21 protein-coding genes are annotated in these 23,448 nt (G+C 44.6%); 4 read left to right on the forward strand and 17 right to left on the reverse strand.

Annotated features, from left to right (window positions below):
* Window positions 1-88: 88 nt before the first annotated feature.
* The 14 genes from ptsG to yceD all read right to left on the reverse strand — a co-directional run bounded on the left by ptsG (window position 89) and on the right by yceD (window position 12,627).
* Window positions 89-1,519 (reverse strand): PTS glucose transporter subunit IIBC, encoded by a 1,431-nt coding sequence (gene ptsG / locus J8Z23_RS10800; RefSeq protein ID WP_006743155.1) that lies wholly within the window; start codon window positions 1,517-1,519, stop codon window positions 89-91.
* A 444-nt stretch (window positions 1,520-1,963) separates the two neighbouring features.
* Entirely contained in the window at window positions 1,964-2,731 is a 768-nt protein-coding gene (locus J8Z23_RS10805; RefSeq protein ID WP_048625757.1) for a TatD family hydrolase, read from the reverse strand.
* Complete coding sequence (locus J8Z23_RS10810) at window positions 2,722-3,684, reverse strand: DNA polymerase III subunit delta' (RefSeq protein WP_301659672.1); 963 nt, start codon at window positions 3,682-3,684, stop codon at window positions 2,722-2,724. Before J8Z23_RS10810 ends, J8Z23_RS10805 begins: the two co-directional genes overlap by 10 nt.
* A 27-nt stretch (window positions 3,685-3,711) precedes the next feature.
* Window positions 3,712-4,344: a dTMP kinase gene (gene tmk / locus J8Z23_RS10815; protein WP_434633463.1), complete on the reverse strand. Its 633-nt coding sequence runs from the start codon at window positions 4,342-4,344 to the stop codon at window positions 3,712-3,714.
* Window positions 4,341-5,357 carry an endolytic transglycosylase MltG gene (gene mltG, locus J8Z23_RS10820; protein ID WP_395206367.1) on the reverse strand — a complete coding sequence of 339 codons (1,017 nt, stop codon included), beginning with the start codon at window positions 5,355-5,357 and terminating at the stop codon, window positions 4,341-4,343. The genes tmk and mltG overlap by 4 nt, the downstream gene beginning before the upstream one ends.
* Window positions 5,354-6,169: an aminodeoxychorismate lyase gene (gene pabC, locus J8Z23_RS10825; RefSeq protein ID WP_301659673.1), complete on the reverse strand. Its 816-nt coding sequence runs from the start codon at window positions 6,167-6,169 to the stop codon at window positions 5,354-5,356. The genes mltG and pabC overlap by 4 nt, the downstream gene beginning before the upstream one ends.
* 107 nt (window positions 6,170-6,276) lie before the next feature.
* A complete protein-coding gene (gene fabF / locus J8Z23_RS10830; RefSeq protein WP_005396984.1) occupies window positions 6,277-7,527 on the reverse strand; it encodes a beta-ketoacyl-ACP synthase II in 1,251 nt (416 codons plus the stop codon).
* 93 nt (window positions 7,528-7,620) lie between these two features.
* On the reverse strand, window positions 7,621-7,854 hold the full coding sequence (gene acpP / locus J8Z23_RS10835; protein ID WP_004406112.1) for an acyl carrier protein: 234 nt from the start codon (window positions 7,852-7,854) through the stop codon (window positions 7,621-7,623).
* A gap of 246 nt (window positions 7,855-8,100) precedes the next feature.
* Window positions 8,101-8,835, reverse strand: a complete 735-nt coding sequence (gene fabG / locus J8Z23_RS10840) for a 3-oxoacyl-ACP reductase FabG (protein WP_031780596.1) — start codon at window positions 8,833-8,835, stop codon at window positions 8,101-8,103.
* A 46-nt stretch (window positions 8,836-8,881) separates the two neighbouring features.
* Entirely contained in the window at window positions 8,882-9,805 is a 924-nt protein-coding gene (gene fabD, locus J8Z23_RS10845) for an ACP S-malonyltransferase (protein ID WP_012841591.1), read from the reverse strand.
* Window positions 9,806-9,880: 75 nt separating this feature from the next.
* Window positions 9,881-10,831 carry a beta-ketoacyl-ACP synthase III gene (locus J8Z23_RS10850; RefSeq protein WP_005396980.1) on the reverse strand — a complete coding sequence of 317 codons (951 nt, stop codon included), beginning with the start codon at window positions 10,829-10,831 and terminating at the stop codon, window positions 9,881-9,883.
* 5 nt (window positions 10,832-10,836) lie between these two features.
* A complete protein-coding gene (gene plsX, locus J8Z23_RS10855; RefSeq protein WP_225462059.1) occupies window positions 10,837-11,862 on the reverse strand; it encodes a phosphate acyltransferase PlsX in 1,026 nt (341 codons plus the stop codon).
* A gap of 10 nt (window positions 11,863-11,872) precedes the next feature.
* A complete protein-coding gene (gene rpmF, locus J8Z23_RS10860) occupies window positions 11,873-12,043 on the reverse strand; it encodes a 50S ribosomal protein L32 (RefSeq protein WP_005396978.1) in 171 nt (56 codons plus the stop codon).
* A 59-nt stretch (window positions 12,044-12,102) separates the two neighbouring features.
* Window positions 12,103-12,627, reverse strand: coding sequence for a 23S rRNA accumulation protein YceD (yceD, locus tag J8Z23_RS10865; protein ID WP_005396977.1), 525 nt, complete (start codon window positions 12,625-12,627; stop codon window positions 12,103-12,105).
* Window positions 12,628-12,776: 149 nt separating this feature from the next.
* Between yceD and J8Z23_RS10870 the strand changes: the two genes are divergently transcribed.
* The gene (locus J8Z23_RS10870) at window positions 12,777-13,358 is read left to right on the forward strand and encodes a Maf family protein (RefSeq protein WP_104971955.1); all 582 of its coding nucleotides are present in this window, start codon (window positions 12,777-12,779) and stop codon (window positions 13,356-13,358) included.
* A 59-nt stretch (window positions 13,359-13,417) separates the two neighbouring features.
* On the opposite strand, the gene rluC is transcribed toward J8Z23_RS10870, so the two are convergent.
* The gene (gene rluC, locus J8Z23_RS10875; protein ID WP_005396975.1) at window positions 13,418-14,362 is read right to left on the reverse strand and encodes a 23S rRNA pseudouridine(955/2504/2580) synthase RluC; all 945 of its coding nucleotides are present in this window, start codon (window positions 14,360-14,362) and stop codon (window positions 13,418-13,420) included.
* A 639-nt stretch (window positions 14,363-15,001) separates the two neighbouring features.
* On the opposite strand from rluC, the gene rne reads away from it, so the two are divergent.
* The gene (gene rne, locus J8Z23_RS10880) at window positions 15,002-18,085 is read left to right on the forward strand and encodes a ribonuclease E (RefSeq protein WP_164666429.1); all 3,084 of its coding nucleotides are present in this window, start codon (window positions 15,002-15,004) and stop codon (window positions 18,083-18,085) included.
* A gap of 332 nt (window positions 18,086-18,417) precedes the next feature.
* A complete protein-coding gene (locus tag J8Z23_RS10885; protein WP_005380840.1) occupies window positions 18,418-19,977 on the forward strand; it encodes a SulP family inorganic anion transporter in 1,560 nt (519 codons plus the stop codon).
* Between the two features lie 60 nt (window positions 19,978-20,037).
* Here J8Z23_RS10885 and J8Z23_RS10890 read toward each other — a convergent pair whose 3' ends face one another.
* Complete coding sequence (locus J8Z23_RS10890; protein WP_145473674.1) at window positions 20,038-20,487, reverse strand: low molecular weight protein-tyrosine-phosphatase; 450 nt, start codon at window positions 20,485-20,487, stop codon at window positions 20,038-20,040.
* 117 nt (window positions 20,488-20,604) lie between these two features.
* Between J8Z23_RS10890 and cobO the strand changes: the two genes are divergently transcribed.
* Window positions 20,605-21,210 carry a cob(I)yrinic acid a,c-diamide adenosyltransferase gene (cobO, locus tag J8Z23_RS10895; protein ID WP_005396966.1) on the forward strand — a complete coding sequence of 202 codons (606 nt, stop codon included), beginning with the start codon at window positions 20,605-20,607 and terminating at the stop codon, window positions 21,208-21,210.
* A 62-nt stretch (window positions 21,211-21,272) separates the two neighbouring features.
* Here cobO and J8Z23_RS10900 read toward each other — a convergent pair whose 3' ends face one another.
* Complete coding sequence (locus J8Z23_RS10900; protein ID WP_301659675.1) at window positions 21,273-23,360, reverse strand: AsmA family protein; 2,088 nt, start codon at window positions 23,358-23,360, stop codon at window positions 21,273-21,275.
* Between the last annotated feature and the right edge of the window lie 88 nt (window positions 23,361-23,448).

Genomic DNA, 23,448 nt, shown 5'->3' on the forward strand with positions numbered 1-23,448 from the left:
GTTTAGGATCACACTCAGAAAGCACTTTTAGCAATGATAAAAAAGGAGGCCGAAGCCTCCTTTTATTCATTGTTATGAATGACGGTGATTAGCCGTGGTTACGGATCCACTCATCCATTTCAGTTTTTAGGTTGTCAGACTTAGTACCGAAGATAGCCTGAACACCACCTGCAACAACTACAACACCAGCAGCGCCAAGTTGTTTCAGTTTGTCTTGGTCAACAGCTGCTGTATCTGCAACCGCTACACGTAGGCGAGTGATACATGCGTCTAGACCAGTAATGTTAGCTTTACCACCGAACGCTGCAACCAGTTCACCACCCATGTCAGAGCCAGAAGTTGCTGCCGCACTTTCTGTTTCATCTTCACGACCAGGAGTTTTTAGGTCAAGTGCTGTGATTACGCCACGGAACACTACGTAGTAAATCACTGCGTATACTAGACCAACAGCAATCATTAGACCCATCTTCTGAGCGTTACCAGATAGAACTAGGAAGTCGATCAGACCGTGAGAGAAAGAAGTACCGTGTACAAAGCCTAGAGTGTTAGAAACAATGTATGCAGAACCAGCTAGTAGAGCGTGGATACCGTATAGTAGTGGAGCAACGAATAGGAATGAGAATTCGATAGGCTCAGTAATACCCGTTAGGAATGAAGTCAGTGCAGCTGACGCCATGATACCCATTACTTTTGCGCGGTTTTCTGGTTTAGCACAGTGAGCAATTGCGATTGCTGCAGCTGGTAGACCAAACATCTTGAACATGTAACCACCCGCTAGCTGACCGAAGCCATTACCAGCAGCACGAGATGCTTCATCAGCAACTAGGTAACAAGTTAGTACGCCGTTTTGAGCTTCACCAGCAGCGTTAACACAAGAACCAGCTTCGAAGAAGAACGGTACGTTCCATACGTGGTGTAGGCCGAATGGGATTAGAGAACGCTCTACAACACCGTAGATACCGAATGCTAGTTGTGGGTTTTGGTGCGCAGCCCAATCAGAGAATGCAGAGATTGCACCGCCAATTGGTGGCCAAATTACAGAAAGGATAACACCAAGGATGATCGCTGCAAAACCAGTGATGATAGGCACTGCACGCTTACCAGCGAAGAAGCCAAGATACTCTGGAAGTTGAATTTTGAAGAAACGGTTGAATGCCCAAGCAGCCACACCACCGACAAGGATACCACCTAGTACACCTGTATCGATTTTCTCAACACCCATAACACCCGCCATTACACCTAGCGTTGCCGTCATGATGCCGTAACCAACGATTGCTGCAAGACCAGCAACACCGTCGTTATTAGTGAAGCCTAGAGCTACACCTACTGCAAATAGAAGTGCCATTTGGCCGAATACTGAACCACCAGCTTGTTCCATAAGATTAGAAACGATCTCTGGAATAAAGCTTAGATGGGCAGCACCCACACCTAATAAAATACCTGCAACTGGTAAAACTGATACTGGAAGCATCAGCGCCTTACCAACTTTTTGCAGGTTAGCAAAAAGGTTCTTAAACATGTTTATGCTCCTGATAAATTTATAAGTATTATTTGGGCACTAACGGCACACCCCCGTAGCCTAAAGGTTAGCACCCAATGAAAATGTAACCACAACTGCATTATATTTTCCGGCTCTAAATATATATTGATGACCCTCAAACTTTCCACACAGTTACGAAATTTAGTTTCAAAACAAGTCTTGGATCACACCCAAAAACAGCTGATGAAAAGGTTTGCATTGCAGTTATATTACTGTTTTATAAAGAGTTTATTATTTATATAATTAATTTTAAGGCGTAAATAAAATACGCCCCAATGTTATTTTTAGTAACAAAATTACATTTGTGATTTTTGAATGTTATTAAATCAACATTTTTAGTAAACATTAAACTCATGAGTATATCTGTTGTTTTTATCAACAAAAAAGGAGCATACGCTCCTTTTTTATGCTCTTATTGATTTTTCATCGCAAAAAAAGATTTCGGAAATTTTCGGTGGTTTTTTGTGCCACTTCAGAAAGAGAGCACGATTTGAGTTGCGCAATATAAGAAGCCACCTCGACAACATAAGCAGGTTGATTCTCTTTACCTCGGTGAGGGACTGGAGCCAAGTAAGGAGAATCTGTCTCAATGAGAAGCTTCTCTAGAGGTAGAGTCTTCACCACTTCTTTCAACTCTGTAGCTTGACGGAAAGTGACAATCCCCGAGATAGAAATATAAAACCCCAGCTCAAGTGCAGCTTCAGCAAATGGAAGATCTTCTGTAAAACAGTGGATAACACCACTACATTTCTCCGCTCCACCCTTACGCAAAATATCTAGAGTATCCGCACGTGCGTTTCTGGTATGGATAATTAAAGGTTTGTTAAGCTCCACCGCAAGATCAACGTGTTGCTCAAAACGCTCTTTCTGTAACGCTGCCGTTTCTGGCTTATAATGATAATCCAAGCCTGTTTCACCAATGGCAACGACTTTTTCATTCGATGCGTGGTGACGTAGCACGTCCATCGAAAAGTCGCTTTCAACATCAAGTGGGTGTACACCGCACGAAGCATAAACATTCTCATAAGGCTCAATCATTTCCATCATTTTAGGGAAAGAATCCAGCGTAACTCCCACAGAAAGCAGCTCGGTTACCTTTGCTTGTTTAGCTTTGTTAATAACGTCTTCCACATTGATGTGGAGATCGTCGTAATTCAATTTGTCTAAATGACAATGAGAATCTACGAACATAATGCCTCTCGTGATTCAATTAACCAGTTCATTGATAGTAGCTCAAGGTTTAGACCAGGAAAGGCTTGCACCTGAGCTTTGAGGTCCATCAGCGCCTTCGCTGATGAGTACAAACCGTTGTAGTTGTTCGGCTGAAACTTTATAGCGCCAGGAAGCATTTGTGCTTCTGATACACCAAACTGCGCTTTCTGAGCGTCTGTCAGTAAATACCACGCCCAGTCTAGTGATTGCTCCGAGTGTTTAGCCATTAAAGAAGCACACTCAGAAATGTCTGAGGCAGGAGAAGACATCGCCTTAATAAAAGTGCGCTCAAAAGCCAAGTAAGCATCGAGATCGCCATTATTTAACGCATCCAATGTTTTTATCGGAGAGCCCATATTCAGTTTTAAGGCGTAAGCAGGAACTTGCTGCGCCCCTTGTTCGCGCATCCATTGCATCGCTTGTTCCGTTGACGGCGGCGCAACAACCCAGTGTTGGCAACGGCTACGAATAGTTGGAAGCAGGCGCTCCTGATTGTGGGTAACGAGCAAAAACAAGCACTTTGCCCCGGGCTCTTCTAGCGTTTTTAACAATGCATTCGATGCCGATTCATTCATAGAGTCCGCTGGCTCTATAACAAATAGGCGATAACCATTAAGCTGTGATGATTCCTGAGCAAGACGGTTGCAAGCTCGAACTTGGTCCACCGTTATCGCTTTTCCTTCTTTTTCTGGTTTGATCCAGTGTAAATCTGGATGGTTTTGTGATTGATTTAATTGACAGCTATGACAAAAACCGCACGCTTCACTGGCGTAATTTTGGCAAAGAAGTGCTTGGCTAAAAAACTCGATAAGTTTTTCGATGCCTAAGCCTTGCTCGCTTTGCAATAAAAGCGCACCTGGTATTCTGTCCGACTCTAGCCCTACTTTGAGGTTATCCCATACTGGCTGCAACCATGGATAATCATTTAACATGAGTCACCTAAATTTAAGTTTCACTTATTATTGACGAGCTAACCACTCGTTAAGAGCGTCCCGAATATCACGCGACACGTCTTCGATCGCCTGCTCAGCGTTAATGATAATGATAGAAGGATCAGCATGAGCAATCTCCAAATAACGCTCTCGTGTACGTTCAAAGAAGCTGATATCCATCTTCTCGATACGATCGAGATCACCACGTCCACGCGCACGCTCAAGCCCAACGCGAGGATCGATATCCATATAGAGAGTGAAAGCAGGTTTAAAATCACCAAGCGTTGTGTCTCGAAGGTTTTTCATTAGCGACGCGTCAATTTGACGACCACCACCTTGATAAGCCTGCGACGACATATCGTGGCGGTCACCCACCACCCACTGACCGCTCGCCAAAGCTGGTTTGATCACGTTCTCAACCAACTGGACACGTGCAGCATATAGAAGAAGCAACTCCGTCATGTCTTTAAGTTCTTCGCCTTCATGCTCTTCTTTCACCAGAGCGCGCATCTTTTCTGCTAGCGGCGTGCCTCCTGGCTCACGAGTATTTACGATATTTTCAATACCTGCCGCTTTTAGCGTATCTAAAACGGTTTTAATCGCAGTGCTTTTACCCGCGCCTTCTAGGCCTTCAACGACAATAAAGTTTGCTTTCATCATTTGTTCTTTCTTAGTTCTCTTAAATAGGCTCGAACAGCACGATTGTGCTCTGCAAGGGACTTCGAAAATACGTGTCCGCCCTTTCCACTTGCTACGAAATATAAATAGTTGCTGCTTTCTGGATTCAAAGCCGCTTCAATAGAGGCTTCACCTGCCATCGCGATTGGGGTTGGAGGTAAGCCATTGATGGTATAGGTGTTATATGGTGTCGGCGTGCGCAAATCTTTCTTACGAATATTTCCGTCGTAAGCATCACCCATACCATAAATAACCGTCGGATCCGTTTGTAAACGCATGCGTTTGTTCAATCGGTTGATAAACACAGAAGCGACGCGCTCACGCTCAGAGTCAATGGCCGTCTCTTTCTCGATGATAGACGCCAAAATCAAGGCTTCATATTTGTCTTGCAATGGCAGCTTTTCTTGACGAGCTTCCCAGCTAGCATCCAGTATTTTATTGAGTTTTCGATGCGCTCGTTTTAATAACTGGCTTTCACTTGCACCCGCCGTGTAATGGTAGGTTTCTGCTAAAAACAGTCCTTCAAGCTTTTCTCGCTCAATACCCAACTTTGTTGCCATGTCTTTTTCTGATAGATCGGTTAAGTCATGCTCTAAATAAGGAGCACTTTTCAATTGCTCTACCCACTCAGAAAAGCGGCTGCCTTCAACAAAAGTGATCGCAAACTGGTATTCTTTTCCGGTATTCAGGTGCTCCAATGCTTGCGAAAGCGACATACCAGGCTCTAGTTGATAAGTACCCGCTCGCACTTGCAACAGTTCTGGATATAAGTGAGGTATTAAACGGATGTACTCCGACGTTTCAATTACCTCATCTTCAACTAAGGCACGCATGACATGATGAAAGCTTGTACCACTTTCTACAGTAAACAGCTGAGGTTGTTCCAATAGAATAGGCTTTTCAACGTATTGTTTAGCCTGTGAAATTATATAAAAAACAGCTGCTGCGCCTATCACTGCGATCAGCACAACAAAAGCCAACAGTTTTTTAATCACGTAGTTAAATTCCCTTGCAGTCGTTGAGTCAATTTTCCTATCGGAAATATAGTCTTAGAGTTAGATGCCACTATGCTGCGAATTGGTGCGACACCTAATATTGAGTTACACATGAAAGCCTCATCTGCGCTCAGTAAATCTGGAAGTATAAAACGCCCCTCGATAACTTCAATATGACTTACTTTTAGTAACTCAAGCACCTTACGACGCATTACGCCCGCAACGCCAGATAAGGTCAGCTCCGGTGTAAATACTTTATTACCTTTAACCCAAAAAAGGTTGGCCATTGTAGTTTCAATGACATGGTTTTGCACATTTAACGTTATTGCATCTGCAAACTCGGTATCGTCGATTTCAGCCTTGGCGAGAATCTGCTCTAAACGGTTGTTGTGCTTGTGTCCAGCAAGTAAAGGTTGAATCCCGAGACGAGTCTCACAAACGCCCAAATCCACGCCTTTTTCTTGCCAAGAAGAGTAATGAGAAGGAAACGCAAAATTGGAGATAGTCACGATAGGGCCTTCAATCCCATTAGGACTATACCCTCGCCCACCAATACCACGGCTAACGTGAATTTTCACCCCAGCTTGTGCATCAGATAAAGCCGCTTTGCTTGCCCAAGCATGCACAACTTGCCAGTCAGGGGAAGAGATCTTCAATGCGTCAAGGCAGGACTTCATACGCTCAATGTGTTCTTGCCAGTAAACCAACTCTCCGTTTTGGGTCAGGATGGTGGTAAAACCTCCATCACCGTATTGGAATGAGCGATCACCCAGTTCTACATGCGTTTGTGGAACTCCATTTACCCAAAACATTCGCGTACCTTCAAATTAGCAGACAACAAATAAAACAAAACGGCTCAATGCTAAGCATCGAGCCGTTAGAATACAAGTTTCGCTTATCTAAATAAGGTTAGATAGTGTTACTCAGCGAACTTTTTGAAGATCAAGGAACCGTTTGTACCACCAAAGCCAAACGAGTTACAGATAGCGTATTCCATACCTTCAACTTTGCGCGCAGTGTGCGGCACAAGGTCGATGTCTAGACCTTCTTCTGGATCATCAAGGTTAATCGTTGGTGGAACGATTTGGTCAACCAAAGACATAACCGTGATAATTGCTTCAACAGAGCCTGCTGCACCTAATAGGTGACCAGTCATAGACTTAGTTGATGATACAAGTACTTGCTTCGCACCTTCTTCACCAAGAGCACGTTTCACGCCCTTGATTTCTGCAACGTCGCCAGCAGGAGTAGATGTACCGTGAGCATTCACATAACCTACTTGGGTGCCTGTGATGTTCGCGTCACGCATTGCCGCTTCCATCGCAAGTGCACCACCAGAGCCATCTTCGCTTGGAGAAGTCATGTGGTAAGCATCACCAGACATACCAAAACCAACCAGTTCTGCGTAAATCTTCGCGCCACGTGCTTTCGCGTGTTCGTACTCTTCAAGCACCATCATGCCAGCACCATCGCCTAGAACGAAGCCATCACGGCCTTTATCCCATGGACGAGACGCTTTTTGAGGTTCGTCATTACGAGTAGATAGCGCTTTAGCTGCACCGAAGCCAGCCATGCCAAGAGGCGTAGACGCTTTTTCTGCGCCACCAGCAACCATCGCATCTGCATCGCCGTACGCAATCATTCGTGCAGCATGACCGATGTTATGTAGGCCAGTAGTACATGCTGTAGAAATCGCGATATTTGGACCACGAAGACCACGCATGATAGATAGGTTACCTGCAACCATATTTACGATGGTCGAAGGAACAAAAAATGGGCTAACTTTGCGAGGGCCTTTTTCTACTAATGCAGTGTGACCTGTTTCAATCAGATCTAGACCGCCAATGCCTGAGCCGATAGCAACACCAACTCGAGCCGCATTTTCTTCGGTAATTTGTAAGCCAGAGTTATCAAGAGCTTGAATACCCGCTGCAATGCCGTACTGGATGAAAAGATCCATCTTACGAGCATCTTTTTTAGACATGTACTCTGTGCAATCGAAATCTTTAACAAGACCTGCAAAACGAGTTGAGAAGTTCGTAGCATCAAAGTGCTCGATATTCACGATACCACTTTGACCTTCTAGCAGGGCTTTCCAAGATGATTCTACTGTGTTGCCTACCGGTGACAACATACCCATGCCAGTGACAACTACACGACGCTTGGACACGATATAATTCTCCGGGAATTGAATATTTCTATGAGAGGATAGAAGAAGTTAGAAAGAACACAGGCGGTCTAGGAGACCGCCTGGGAGAGCTAATTACTGAGCGCTGTTTACGTAGTCGATTGCAGCTTGAACAGTAGTGATCTTCTCAGCTTCTTCGTCAGGAATCTCAGTGTCGAATTCCTCTTCTAGAGCCATAACTAGTTCTACAGTGTCTAGAGAATCAGCACCTAGATCGTCAACGAAAGAAGCTTCGTTTTTAACTTCTGCTTCGTCTACACCTAGCTGTTCAACAATGATTTTCTTTACGCGTTCTTCGATGTTGCTCATTTTTCTTTTCCTTTACAGATTTCGCCTAATGCGATGATTCCGTAGTTTATTCGAACTATTGAAAGTTGCAAGGGGGTCCTTGCTGGTCAAACCACAAAATTAGCGAATTTAACCGAATTTCAATACATTTTTGACTTAAATCATGCACAAATCTTGCGCATAAGCATGACAAGTTCATGACAGTTAACTGCAACTATAGGCTATTTTTCACAATGTAAAATAGCTTATTTTGCACAAACTGTCTCATTAAACCATGTACATGCCACCATTTACATGCAAAGTTTCACCAGTAATGTACGCTGCTTCAGGAGAAGCAAGGAAAACTACTGCTGATGCAATTTCACGTGGGTCACCTAAACGACCAGCTGGCACGTTCGACAACGTTGCCGCACGTTGCTCATCATTTAGTGCCTTCGTCATGTCAGTTTCGATGAAACCAGGGGCAACAGTGTTCACTGTTACACCACGAGACGCAACTTCACGAGCCATTGATTTAGTAAAACCAATCACGCCCGCTTTCGCTGCTGCGTAGTTAGTTTGACCTGCGTTACCCATGGTACCAACAACAGAGCCTACGTTGATGATACGACCCGCACGTTTTTTCATCATGCCGCGTAAAACCGCTTTAGACATGCGGTAGATAGGCGTTAGGTTGGTATCGATGATGTCGTTCCACTCATCATCTTTCATACGCATCAATAGGTTGTCACGAGTAATACCAGCGTTATTCACCAGAATATCGATCACACCAAATTCTTCGTTGATCGTTTTTAGTGTCGCTTCGATAGACTCGACATCGGTCACGTTAAGAGCTAGACCTTTACCGTTATCACCAAGATACTCGCTGATAGCAGCAGCGCCACTTTCAGAAGTAGCCGTACCGATAACCGTCGCACCGCGCTCTACAAGAAGTTCCGCGATCGCGCGGCCAATACCACGGCTTGCGCCGGTAACTAGCGCGATCTTACCTTCTAGATTCATCATGTTGTGTTTCCTTTTCTTATCGCAAGTTTTATCGCTTGATGGATTACTTCGCCGCGTCTAGCGACGCAACATCATTCACTGCTGCTGCAGTTAGCGTTTTCACGATACGTTTTGTTAGACCTGTTAAAACCTTACCAGGACCAAGCTCAAGAAGCTGTTCTACCCCTTGCTCGTGCATAAGCTCGACTGTTTCAGTCCAGCGAACTGGGCTATGTAGCTGACGAACAAGCGCATCTTTAATTTTTGCAGGATCTGTCTCAGCGACCACATCAACGTTGTTGATAACTGGAAGCTGTGGTGAGTTAAATTCGATAGACTCAAGAGCTACTGCAAGTTTTTCCGCTGCTGGCTTCATAAGCGCACAGTGTGATGGAACTGAAACAGGAAGAGGAAGCGCACGTTTCGCACCAGCTTCTTTACATAGCGCTCCCGCACGCTCTACTGCGTCTTTGCTACCCGCGATAACTACCTGACCAGGCGAGTTAAAGTTTACTGGAGAGACCACTTCACCTTGCGCTGCGTCTTCACACGCTTTTGCAATCGCATCATCAGCCAAACCGATAATCGCGTACATAGCGCCAGTACCTGCTGGTACTGCCTCTTGCATTAGCTTACCGCGTAATTCAACCAGCTTGATTGCTTCTTTAAAGTCAATGACACCCGCACATACAAGTGCTGAGTATTCACCTAGGCTGTGACCGGCTAGGTTTGCTGGTTGCTCTAAACCGAGCTCCTGCCATACACGCCAGATTGCAACAGATGAAGCTAGCAAAGCTGGTTGAGTGCGGAAAGTCTCGTTTAAATCTTCTGCAGGTCCATTTTGAACAAGCGCCCATAGATCGTAACCTAGTGCGTCAGATGCTTCTGCAAATGTTTGTTTTACTACGTCATATTGTTCGCCTAGTTCTGCAAGCATACCTACAGCTTGAGAACCTTGACCTGGAAATACGATAGCAAACTTGCTCATGTTGTTTTCCTTTAAGCAAAGTAAAAAGAAATAAGATGCACCAAGTGCACCTTAAATTTTGAATTCTCGTGAAACTTAGAACTTCACCAGAGCAGAACCCCAAGTGAAACCGCCACCAAACGCCTCTAGCAATAAAGTCTGCCCGCGTTTAATGCGACCATCGCGCACAGCTTCATCCAGCGCAGACGGTACTGTCGCCGCAGAAGTGTTCCCGTGTCGGTCTAATGTCACTACGACTTGGTCCAAAGACATTGAAAGCTTTTTCGCTGTTGCCGAAATAATTCGATAGTTCGCTTGATGCGGTACTAGCCAGTCTAGTTCAGACTTATGCATGTTGTTGGCTTCAAGCGTATCTTTTACTAGTTTCGATAACTGAGTGACAGCGACTTTGAATACTTCGTTACCTGCCATATGAAGCCATTTGTCAGCATCTTGACCACGCTCAGGTACAGGTAGGCTTAGTAGCTCACCGAATTGACCATCCGAGTATATGTGGGTAGAAATAATACCTGGCTCTTGGCTAGCGCCTACGACAACGGCTCCAGCACCATCACCAAATAGGATAATGGTTGAACGGTCTGTCGGATCACACGTTTTAGACAAAGCATCTGAACCAATAACAAGTACGTTTTTACACATACCCGATTTAATATGTTGGTCTGCAACAGATAATGCGTACACAAAACCAGAACAAGCAGCGGCTAAGTCAAAAGCTGGACAACCTTTAATGCCAAGCTTTGCCTGCACCTGACACGCAGATGAAGGGAAAGTATGGCTACTGCTCGTTGTGGCTACGATAATCAGGTCGATATCGTTTTTATCAATACCCGCCATATCGATAGCGTTTTCAGCTGCGTAGAATGCCATGTCCGCTACAGTCTCATTTTCTGCAGCAATTCGACGCTCTTTAATACCCGTGCGAGCAACGATCCACTCATCACTTGTATCTACCATTTTCTCTAGATCTGCGTTTGTACGCACCTGAGATGGCAGGTAGCTGCCAGTACCTAAAATTTTGCTATACATGAAGACTAATAATGCCTCTCGAGTAAAACCGCTTCCAAACGATCGCTAATACGGCTTGGTACTTGTCGTTTGACCTCGTGTACTGCCTCGCCAAGTGCATTGACAATCGCAGATACATCCGCACTTCCATGGCTTTTTATGACAATGCCGCGCAATCCTAGCAAACTTGCGCCGTTATACTGGTCGGGGTTCAGTGTTTTTAGTTCATTAAATAGCCGAGAAAACAACTTTCTAGCAATCCAACCCTTTATCGTTGACGCCATCATACTGGTTTTAATTTTTTCGATAAAAAGTTGAGCTGTTCCCTCACTGGCTTTTAAGCATACGTTGCCGACAAACCCATCACATACAATGACGTCTGCAACATCATGCAAAATTTGATTACCTTCAATATAACCAACAAAGTTAATCGCGTCGGTCTGAGAAAGCATTTCTGCGCAACGTTTGACTAAATCGTTACCTTTAATCTCTTCTGCGCCAATATTGAGTACAGCAACGCGAGGAGGACAACCTAAGTGTTCTTCTGCTAATGCACTGCCCATTACAGCAAATTGGAACAAACTATCAGCATCGCACGATACATTCGCACCTAGATCTAGCATCCAAGTACGCTTTCCAGTAATCGTCGGTAAAGCTGAAACTAAAGCAGGACGTTCAATACCAGGAAGTAACTTAAGAATGAAACGCGATAGTGCCATTAATGCACCGGTGTTGCCACCACTAACACAAGCATCCGCCTTCTGCTCAGAAACCAAATCGATAGCCATACGCATGGAACTATTTTGGCTATTACGTAGTGCCAATGAAGGTTTTTCTGAGTTCGAGATAACTTTCTCACTATGAAGAATAGTCAAGCGGGAACTGGCCGAGGTACCGAGTTGAGATAATTGAGACGTGATCAGAGATTGATCACCTATAAGAATCACTTTTAGCTCTGGGAAATGAGACAGTGCCTGCACGGCGGCAGGCACTGTTACGCGTGGACCGAAATCCCCGCCCATTGCATCAAGTGCAACGGTAATACTTTGCAAAGGTTCAACCTTACTTGTTGATAACCTTTTGACCACGGTAGTAACCTTCAGCAGTTACGTTGTGGCGTAGGTGAGTTTCACCAGAAGTCGCGTCTACAGATAGAGCAGCTGTAGTTAGCGCATCGTGTGAACGACGCATACCGCGCTTAGAACGAGTTTTACGGTTTTTCTGTACGGCCATTGACCCTACTCCTATACTATTGGGTTAAAAACCTGAAGAAGAATCGGTTACCACACCTATTACTTTTTCAGACTTTTCAAAACGTCGAATGGATTCGGTTTTTCTTCCTCAATTTCTTCAGGAATCTCACCAAAAACCATGTTATTTGAATCAACGCTACAATCCGCTTCATCGTGCATCGCAATTTGAGGTAATGCTAAGATGAACTCGTCTTCAACCAGTTGTATAAGGTCTAATTCACCATATTCATTTAGATCTACCAAATCATAAATTTCTGGTGCTTCCTGTTCCGTTTTCTCACCGTAGTAAGGAGTAGAAAGGAATTCAACTTCGCACTCATGTGCGAATACCTCATTACAACGCTGACACTCTAAATCGACTTCGATGTTAGCTTTACCAGAGATAACAACGAGTCGCTGTTCATCCATCCCAAATGACAATGAGACTTCTGCGTCGCGTTTTACGCCTTCAGTTGTCTCCGCTAAGCGCTTGAAAAGACTAGCTTGGATGATTCCATCGTAATCTAATCGTTTCTGTGCAGCTTTCGCTGGGTCAACCGTTCGCGGTATTTTTACCTTTTGCATAGGGCGCGAATATTATCTTCCAAATCAAAATTAGTCAAAGAAAAAGGCAAAAAAGTTGTACTTTTTTACGCTTAACATACAGAGCATTAGCCAGAATCATTTTTGATCGATTATCCTATCGGAAATGCTCCCACGAATTGTAATTCAAAATGAAAAATTACCAACTGGTTTTAGCTTCAACCTCCCCTTTTCGTAAACAACTGCTTGAAAAGCTTTCACTACCGTTCATTTGTTTATCACCTGATTGCGATGAAACACCGTTTGACCAGGAAACGCCTCTTGAACTGGTGCAAAGATTGGCCCAAGAGAAAGCAACATCTTGCCAGACGGATAAAGCAAGTTTAGTTATCGGCAGTGACCAGGTTTGTGTCATTAATGGTGAAATCGTTGGCAAACCTTTAAATAGAGACAACGCAATAAATCAACTTTTGGCTCAAAGTGGAAAAGTCATCACTTTCTATACTGGTCTTGCGGTACATAACACCGTCACAAACCATACAGAAGTCGGCTTTGATTCTTTCGAAGTACACTTTAGAGATTTGACGCTTGAACAAATCGAACGCTACGTCGACAGGGAAGAACCTTTTTACTGCGCAGGCAGCTTTAAAAGCGAAGGAATGGGAATTTGTTTGTTTAACAAATTAGTGGGGAAAGATCCGAATACACTTGTCGGGCTACCACTGATTGATTTGATTGATATGTTGCATGTTCAGGGACTCGATGTCATTTAATCCAAAGACTATAAAAGGGAGCCACAGGCTCCCTTTTATAGTCCACTAGGAAAACATGGTTACGCGTTTCTTAAACCCGCCAACACTTTTTCTAACTTCGGTTCCATCGGTGCGTTGATTTCCATCCACTCATCATTTGATGGGTGCTGAAACTTGATGTTTGCCGCGTGTAGGAACAAACGATCTAAACCAACTTGACCTGTGTAAGCATCAAAGCGGCGGTCACCGTAGCGATCATCCCAAGCGATTGGGTGGCCCGTGTATTGTGTATGAACTCGGATTTGGTGAGTTCGACCAGTAATCGGACTCGCTTGAATCAATGTTGCTTGTTCAAACTTTTCCAAAATCTTAAAACGCGTTTCAGACGGCTTACCGTTAGGGTTAACACGAACAATACTGTTCACTTCGTTTTTAAGCAGTGGCGCGTTCACAACCTTACAACTGCTTTTCCATTGTCCCATGACAAGAGCTAAGTAAAACTTCTTCACTGTCTTTTCACGAAACTGGGCTTGCAAGTGACGAAGTGCAGAACGCTTCTTAGCAACCAATAAGATACCTGAAGTATCACGGTCAATACGATGCACAAGTTCAAGAAAGCGAGCTTGAGGACGAAGAGCTCTAAGCGCTTCAATCGCGCCAAACTTTAAGCCACTGCCACCATGCACAGCGGTGCCAGATGGTTTGTTTAGAATCAACATATGATCATCTTCGAAGATGATCATATCTTCCAACTCTGCGACTTTGTTTAGTTTCGTACTTGGCGCGACATCGTCATCTTTTTTCTCGACTGTCACCGGTGGAATACGAACGAGATCGCCTGCTTTTAACTTGTACTCTGCTTTTATACGCTTTTTATTTACACGTACTTCGCCCTTACGCACGATTCGGTAAATCATGCTTTTAGGGATGTCTTTTAATTGGTTGCGCAAAAAATTATCAATGCGCTGACCCGCCATATCTTCGTCAATGTCGACGAACTGGACTTTTGTTCTTATTTCGCTCATGGGCGGTATTGTAAACTCAATTTCGCGCGACTTCACATTATTCTTGTCGTAAAAGAAACACTTGGTAGTACGAACTGGTCTAAATTTCGCCAAGCTTTTGTTTAAATTATTAAAACTCTCGATCGAGTTCTCGATTTGTTTTCTGTCTTGATCAGTTTACACATCTCAATTGCTTATGAAACAGCCAGTTATAAATTAGAAATTTTGAGTTTAGCGGCAAATTTTCTATCGTTTGCGTGAAAGCAGATTGCTGATAGCCACGCGCACTGCTATAGTTCACAGCTGCTAAGGAAGGTTTGGTTACATTTTATTCATTACCAATCATTTATCCTCAAGCAATGTGAGTAGATCGTTGAAGGTCGAGTGCAGCATTGGCGTGAGACACATCGAATTCAACACTCTTGCCACCCTACTCCTCGCATATTCACGTTGAGTACCTACCGCCCAAATAGCGGGTCACAAGTCTACGTTTCCAACAGAAACCACAAGAGGCTTGTGATGACTGAAGTGCCCGAGAGCATCCCCTTCCAGCCGGGAGGCTGCAAAATACAAGCCATGGGATCAGGCACCGTGAAAGAGCGAAAAAACAGTGGCAAGTCGACAAGAAAGATATAAAAGAAAAGACAACGAGAATTTTCAATGAAAAGAATGTTAATTAACGCAACTCAAAAAGAAGAGTTGCGTGTCGCTCTGGTTGATGGCCAGCGACTTTTCGATCTTGATATCGAGAGTCCAGGTCATGAATCTAAAAAAGCGAATATCTACAAAGGACGTATCACACGTATCGAACCAAGCTTAGAAGCCGCATTTGTTGATTACGGCGCCGAGCGTCACGGTTTCCTCCCTCTCAAAGAAATTGCCCGCGAATATTTCCCTGAAGGTTACACCTACCAAGGTCGTCCAAGCATCAAAGAAGTGCTAACGGAAGGCCAAGAAGTTATCGTTCAAGTGGAAAAAGAAGAACGTGGAAGCAAGGGCGCAGCTCTTACTACTTTCATTTCTCTTGCTGGTAGTTACCTTGTTCTTATGCCTAACAACCCTCGTGCTGGCGGTATTTCTCGCCGAATCGAAGGTGACGAGCGTACTCAACTAAAAGCCGCATTAAGTACTTTGGAACTGCCTCAGGGCATGGGCCTAATCGTACGTACTGCTGGCGTTGGCAAGAGTGCTGAAGAACTTGAGTGGGATTTGAATGTACTACTTAACCACTGGGGTGCAATCAAAGGTGCAGCGGACTCTAACCCTGCTCCATTCTTAATCCACCAAGAAAGTAACGTTATCGTTCGTGCAATCCGTGACTATTTACGTCGTGATATTGGCGAAATCTTAATTGACAGCAACACCATCTACGAACGTGCAAAAGAGCACATTCAATTGGTGCGCCCTGATTTCCTTAACCGCGTTAAGAAATATGAAGGCGAAGTTCCACTATTCAGCCACTACCAAATCGAAAGCCAAATTGAATCAGCTTTCCAACGTGAAGTGCGTCTGCCATCTGGTGGTTCTATTGTTATTGACCCAACCGAAGCACTAACGTCTATCGATATCAACTCTGCTCGTGCAACCAAGGGCGGCGATATTGAAGAAACAGCTCTAAACACGAACCTAGAAGCAGCCGACGAAATTGCTCGCCAGTTACGTCTACGTGACTTGGGTGGCTTAGTGGTTATCGACTTTATCGATATGACACCTGTTCGCCACCAACGAGAAGTAGAAAACCGTCTACGTGAAGCCGTTCGTCTTGATCGCGCTCGTGTACAAATCGGTCGTATTTCTCGCTTTGGTTTGTTGGAGATGTCACGTCAACGTTTAAGCCCTTCTCTAGCAGAAGCAAGCCACCACATCTGTCCTCGCTGTAGCGGTACTGGAGTCGTTCGCGACAACGAATCTCTAGCACTTTCTGTACTTCGTTTAATCGAAGAGGAAGCACTGAAAGACAATACAGCGCAAGTTCTCGCAGTTGTACCTGTGCCTATCGCTTCTTACTTGTTGAACGAAAAACGTCGTTCAGTTAACCATATCGAACGCATTCAAGAAGTGAAGATTACGGTTGTTCCAAACTCTGACATGGAAACGCCGCACTTCGAAGTTATCCGTGTTCGTGAAGGTGAAGAGTTCGATCTGATTTCTTACCTACTTCCTAAAAAACTGGAAGCAATGAAAGAAGCGGAAGGTAAAGAGCCAGCGGAAGTTGACGTAAAACCTAAACGAATCGAAGAGCCTGTTCTTAAAGGCTTTGCGGCTCCTTCTCAAACGGCACCTGCACCAGCAGCTAAACCTGCCCCTGAGGCGAAGAAGAAAGAACAGAAAGTTGAACAAGAAGAAAAACCTGGACTGTTCAGCCGTTTGTTTAAAGCACTTGGTAGTTTCCTATTCGGCGGTTCTGAAGAAGTAAAAGAAGAACCGAAACCTCAGGAAGAGAAAAAGCCAAATCGCGATAATCGACGCAACAAACGTGATCGCAATGATCGTCGTCGCAATAACAACCAACGCGATAATCGTGAGAACCGCGACAATCGTGATAACCGTGATAACCGACGTCGTCGTAAGCCTCGTGATGAGCAAGCGAATGAGCAAAACGAAGCTCAACAACAAACCAATAAACAGCAAAACCGCAACCAAAAGCGTAAGCCTAAAGCTCAACAAGCAGACAAAGCCCAAGAGCAAAAAGCAAATGCAAAAGTAGCGGAAAAAGGCCTGCAGCTAGCGGCGGAAGCTCGAACTGAAACAAAACCAGAAGAGAGCAAACCAAAGCAACAAAACGCGAAAGCAGAAAAAGTGAAGGAGCGTCGCCAACGTCGCAAACTGAACAAGTCTGTACGCGTTAAAGACCAAGAAGCGGTTGAGAAGAAAGCAGAAGAAACGGCGGTTAAGACTCAAGAAACGGTTGAAACCAAAGTTGAGAAGCCAACAGAAGCAGCGGTAGAAGCACAACAAGACAACAAGCAAGCAGAGTCTAAGCAACGTCGTAACCGTCGTTCGCCACGTCACCTGCGTGCAAGCGGCCAGCGCCGTCGCCGTGGTCGCGATCGCCGTCCTAACCCGTTCCGCCTGCGTAAAGGTGGTGTAGCTTCTCCTGAGATGGCTATGGGTAAAGTAATGCCACGCTACATTCCGAAACCTGCACCTAAGAAAGAAGAGCAAGTTAAGGAAGAAGCAGTAGCAGCAGTACCTACAATGCAAGGTGGCTTTGCTTGTCCAGAGATGGCTATGGGTAAAGTGATTATTCGCCGCGAGCAACCTGTTGTAACAGAAGCGCCAGTTGTTGAATCAAAGGTTCAAGAAACAGTTGAAGCGAAAGTGGAAGCTCCAGTAGTAGAAGCACCTGTTGTGGAAGCAGTAATCGCAGAAAAAGCTGAATCGGCAGTAGTAGAAACAGCTTCGGTAGAGCCTATCGTTGAAACTCCTGCAACTGAACATGCTGAACCGGTTGATGCCATTGTAGAAACGGCGCCAGCTGAAGAGCCTGTCGTTGAAGCGGCAAAAGAGGTTGCAGCCGAAGCGCCAGTAGCTAAACCAGAGCCTAAAGTCGAAGCCATCAAAGTTGCTGCTAAGCTAAACGCTAGCGCACCGATGACGAAAGCACCTGGCCCTCAAGAGCTACGCGAAATCACTGTTGCAGCAGCACCGTTCAAAACCGAACGTTACCAAGCTAAAGGTGCGGGTAGCCAAGTGGCTAAAAACCGCGCATCGGCAGAGATGACAAAGCCTAACTTTAACTAGGCTAAATCATTACGTTCAACTGCTTAACGGCATAAATAAATTAAAGGCTACCATCTGGTAGCCTTTTTTATCTTCATATCTGCCCAATAAATTGTTCATATAAATACCAATTCGTGATCACATTTGTACGCCATTATTCGTATCATTCTTGAACTTAATCACACTTTTCGGTAGCATGCGCCGACTCAAGTTTTCGACACCATTCTGATGCTGCTCTTTTAATACTACGGTTTACACTGCAATGTTTGATTAGAAATCAACCACTCAGTGGCTTGTGCAAATACGAATATGTGTCGGGTTTAACTCATTGCAAAGAGAACTTAAAAACAAACATGTTCGAATTTCCCCAATTTTCTAAGCACTCCGTAAAAAATGATGTGCTATCAGGCTTAACCGTTGCGCTAGCATTGGTTCCTGAAGCTGTCGCATTTGCGTTCGTCGCAGGCGTAGATCCGATGGTCGGTCTTTACGCTGCATTCATCGTTGGTCTTATTACTTCCATTTTCGGTGGTCGTCCCGGCATGATCTCTGGTGCAACAGGTGCCATGGCAGTCGTAATGGTTTCGCTTGTCGCGACTCACGGTGTCCAATACCTATTCGCAGCCATCATGCTCGCTGGTATACTTCAAATTGCCGCTGGTATGTTTAAATTGGGTAAGTTCATCCGTATCGTGCCTCACCCTGTGATGATTGGTTTTGTGAACGGTCTGGCTATTGTTATCTTCCTAGCTCAGTTGGGTCAGTTTAAAGCGCCAGATATCAACGGCATGCTTACTTGGCTACCACAAGACCAAATGCTGCTAATGCTTGGTTTGGTTGCGCTAACTATGGCAATCATTCACTTTCTACCAAAAATCACAACGGCTGTACCCTCTTCACTTGTTGCAATCGTAACGGTGACTGCTTTAGTGGTTGGTTTGGATCTGGAAACTCGCACTGTTGTTGACTTCTTGCGTACAATGTCTGGTGATGAAGCGGCAACACTCGCAGGTTCACTGCCGACCTTCTCTATTCCGGCGGTGCCATTTACGCTAGAAACTCTACAAATCATTCTTCCATACGCGATCATTCTAGCGGCCATTGGTCTAATTGAATCTCTGCTAACGCTGACAGTTTTAGATGAGATGACGAACACTCGTGGTCAATCTAACCGCGAATGTATCGGTCAAGGTATGGCAAACATGACCTGTTCTGTGTTTGGTGCTATGGGTGGTTGTGCAATGATTGGCCAGTCGATGATCAACGTAAACTCAGGTGGTCGCGGTCGTCTATCTGGTATCGTTGCGGCTATCGCTCTATTGATGTTTATCTTATTCGCTTCTTCGTTAATTGAAATGATCCCACTCGCTGCTCTGGTTGGTGTGATGTTCATGGTTGTAATTGGTACATTCGAATGGGCAACATTTAAACTAGCGCGTCGCGTACCGAAGCAAGACTTCTTCGTTATTGTTCTTGTGACCGTTGTTACTGTTCTTACTGACCTAGCCGTTGCCGTAGCGGTTGGTGTTATTGTTTCTGCATTAATGTTTGCATGGCAACACGCTAAGCACATCTATGCCGACACATGCTTAAACGAGGAAGGTTCAAAAGAGTACAAGATTCACGGTCCTATTTTCTTTGGTTCTGCCGCTAACTTCTTGGAGTTGTTTAACGCGCCTGAAGATCCAAAAGATGTGATTGTCGATTTTGCAGACTCTCGCGTGACTGATCACTCTGCAATTGAAGCGATTGAAACACTAGCAGAGCGTTACAATGCTCAAGGTAAAACGCTGCACCTTCGTCACCTAAGCCCAGATTGTCGTAAACTTTTGGACAAAGCTGGCAGCTTGGTTGAAATTAACGTGAAGGAAGACCCAAGCTACAAAGTCGCAACCGACATACTCGCGGGTTAACACGAATAAAAAGGGATGAGCTCAGCTCATCCCTTTTTCTATTGTCTTCAAGCCCGGCGATTATAGCTTCTTCAAAATCGCGTCTGATGCCTCTTCGATTAAATCAAGCACCAGTTCAAAGCCATCTTCTCCACCATAATATGGATCAGGGACTTCGTCGTAACCTGACCCAGAATGACTTAAAAATAACGATACTTTGTGTCGATACTTCAACGGACAAATATCCAATAAATCGGCCAAATTTGCTTTATCCGCGGCTAATATAAGGTCAAACTTGTCAAAGTCATCAATGGTGACTTGGCGCGCTTGCATTCCTTTAAAAGAATAACCTCGCAGCTTTCCTGCTGCCATCGCTCTTGAATCCGGTGGGTTTCCTGCGTGGTAGCCAATTGTACCTGCCGAATCAACCTCTACTTCAACGCCTAGCTTTTGAGCTTTCGCTCTTAACACTGCTTCTCCGGTTGGTGACCGACAAATGTTTCCCATACAAACAACAAGTATTTTCTTCATTTTATTCCCTGAATTATCGGTGGTTTTTCTTCACGATATGTTGGTCTATCATAGCGAGATAAATCAATGAACCCAAATCAGCTTGGGCAAAGCACAAAAAGGAATTGAGGAAGTATTATGTCTATCGAAGAAAATAAAGAAGCACGCCATAAGGCTCGCCAACAAAAAGTCAAAGAACAGGTAGACGCAAAAATTGCTGCTGCTCAAGAGGAAAAAGGTCTGCTACTGATCATTACCGGAAATGGTAAAGGTAAATCGACATCAGGATTCGGTACGATAGCACGCGCAGTGGGTCATGGTTTGAATTGTGCTGTCGCGCAGTTTATTAAAGGTACTTGGGATAATGGTGAGCGCAACCTACTTGAGAAACTCGGCGTTGAATTCCAAGTAATGGCGACCGGCTTTACATGGGAAACTCAAAACAAAGCCGCTGATACCGAAGCAGCGCAAGGCGTATGGCAAGAATGTAAGCGCATGCTCAAAGATGAATCTATCGATGTGGTTCTTTTTGACGAGCTGACGTACATGGTGAGCTACGGCTACATTGATTTAGACGAGGTCGTTGAAGCGCTGAACAACCGCCCTAAAATGCAGTCGGTTGTCATTACTGGTCGTGGCGCTCATCGCACTCTGATTGAAATGGCTGATACCGTTTCTGAAGTGAAGAATGTAAAGCATGCATTTGAGTCAGGCGTCAAAGCGCTGAAAGGTGTCGACTGGTAAAGCTCACCAGCAGAATTAAAAAAGGGTTGGCTAATGCCAACCCTTTTTGCTTTGGCTCGAATCTAATTGAATAGATTCTTTATCAAACCATCGACTGCTTCTTTGGTTTTTTCGTCTTTGATCTTGTCCGTTAGCTTCTCTACGCCACGATCGATTTCTTTCTGAGCTTTCTGCTTCAGAACATCATCAAATACGAGCTTGAATTTAGGATCCGCCCACTTACCAGACACATTGATTGGAATCGTGATATCTTTCAGCTCATCTATATCTTTGCCGCCTTGGCCTTCTAGGCTACCTACGACTGATGTGCTGATAGTAAAGTTAACAGTTTCATTGATGTAGTTTGCGGTGCCTTTACCACGAACACGGAGCAATGGAGACTGAGCTTGCATATTATCCGTTGATACGACACCTTTATTGAGCTTCAATGTCGCCGTCATCGCACTAAAATCTGTTTTCTTAACTTCATTGGTGCCTTCGACTTTTTGCCCTTTAAATTTCGCGTAGTTTTCACGAATCAATTGAGCAACGTTGATGCCATTTACCGCACCGTCTGCAAAATTGATAACAACCGTGCCAGAAAGATTCTTCTTGATACCGGTAGGCGTTAGACTCTTACCGGTAACATTCACATCAATGTTACCCGTCCCTTCAAGCTTGTCGTTATCAGCGACATCAATAAGTAACGGTTGAACTTTCACGCCTTTGATTGACTTTTTCACACTGTAAGTCGCTGGTGACTTGCGTGCATCTAACTTCGCTGTCGCTGAGATTGTGCCTTGGTACAGCTTCGAACTAAATGAAGTAAGCTCAAATACGCCACGATTTACAGTGAAGCTCGTTTTTACCGCTTCCATCTTCGCATTTGCCGCTTTGAATTTGTCGATGGTAATGTCACCCTTTACATCTAACGTTTTCAACGCAGACAAATCAGGCTCAACCTCAGACCCAGCTGGAGCACTCTCGCCACCAGAAGCAGGCTTATTACCTTCGGAATCTTGCTGATCTAATCCTAAGAATTCATCAAGATCGATATGTGGGCTGTGGAGAGCAAATCGTACTTTAGGAATATCGCCAAGTGTCACATCTGCCTTACCATCTAAGGCGATAGCATTCGCTGTTAACTTCTCTAGGACAAAACTCAGGTGGTTTTTCGTTAGGTCGAAAGACAGATCAGACACCAAGTCGACTTTCATCGGTGACTGAGGTAAAGCATCCCCCTCAAAAGTCGATTTAAGAGTTAACTTATCCAACTGCACTTTGCTGATAGCCTTGTCCACGCTAAGTTGACCAGCACCCTGCATATCTAACTTCATACCACCAGCGTCGCCTTTCATGGCATAAGTCAGGTTATTTACTTTATCGAATTCAAACGTATCTAAACCGATCGTTGCCGATTCAATCTTATTGGCAGGGTCAGAGTATGTCGCATCAAAGTTGATGTTCTTTAGCGCGTAGTTTGCCAAACCTTTTTCTAGCTTAAAGTCGGCCTGACCTTTCGCGGTGAACTTTTGGTCATTCATTTCGCCCTTCACGCCAAAATCAGCCGTTGTCCAGTTGTCAAAAGCGAATTCGGAAAGGTTTAATGAGATATCATAAAGTTTGGTGTAACTACCGGCTTGCTTATCCTGCATTTCTAATGAGCCATTAGAAACCGTAACACCAGCAAGATTAATGCTCCAATCAGAGCCAGCAGGCTGCGTTTCACCATTTTGCGTAGGCGCAGTATCGCTCGCTTGCTCTGCTTGTTGTGTTTGGGCTTTCGTCAATGCATCAATATTCTTGCTGCCATCTTTCTTGGTTTCGATATAGAACTCAGCCCCATCAAGCGTGACGTTTCCAATTTCAAGCTGTTGACTAAAAAGTGGCATGACAGAGATATCTACACCAACGGTATCAACTTTGAATAAATTGGGTTTACTAAAGCCTTGTGGGTTTCGCAATTCTGTATGTCCCAACTCAAAGCCGATCGATGGGAAAAATTGCCAACTGATATCTCCTTCAATCACTAGTTCTAAACCGGTTTGCTTTTGCGCTTGCTCAACAATAAGGGGCTTAAACTGGTTAGGATTGACGAAGATGGTTAACGCTAAAATTGCGACCAAAATGACCACAATCGGTATTGCTAGAATTAAGAGCAGTTTCTTCATTTGTTTTTCCTTGCTCGAGTGTTTTTACAATTATAAGCGCAGACTCCGTTTACCGCTGACAGTTCCACAAAAGCGTGAAAAATGTCTG

This window comes from Vibrio sp. SCSIO 43086 (assembly GCF_051132235.1).
In the GTDB taxonomy this organism is placed as follows: Bacteria; Pseudomonadota; Gammaproteobacteria; order Enterobacterales; family Vibrionaceae; genus Vibrio; species Vibrio diabolicus.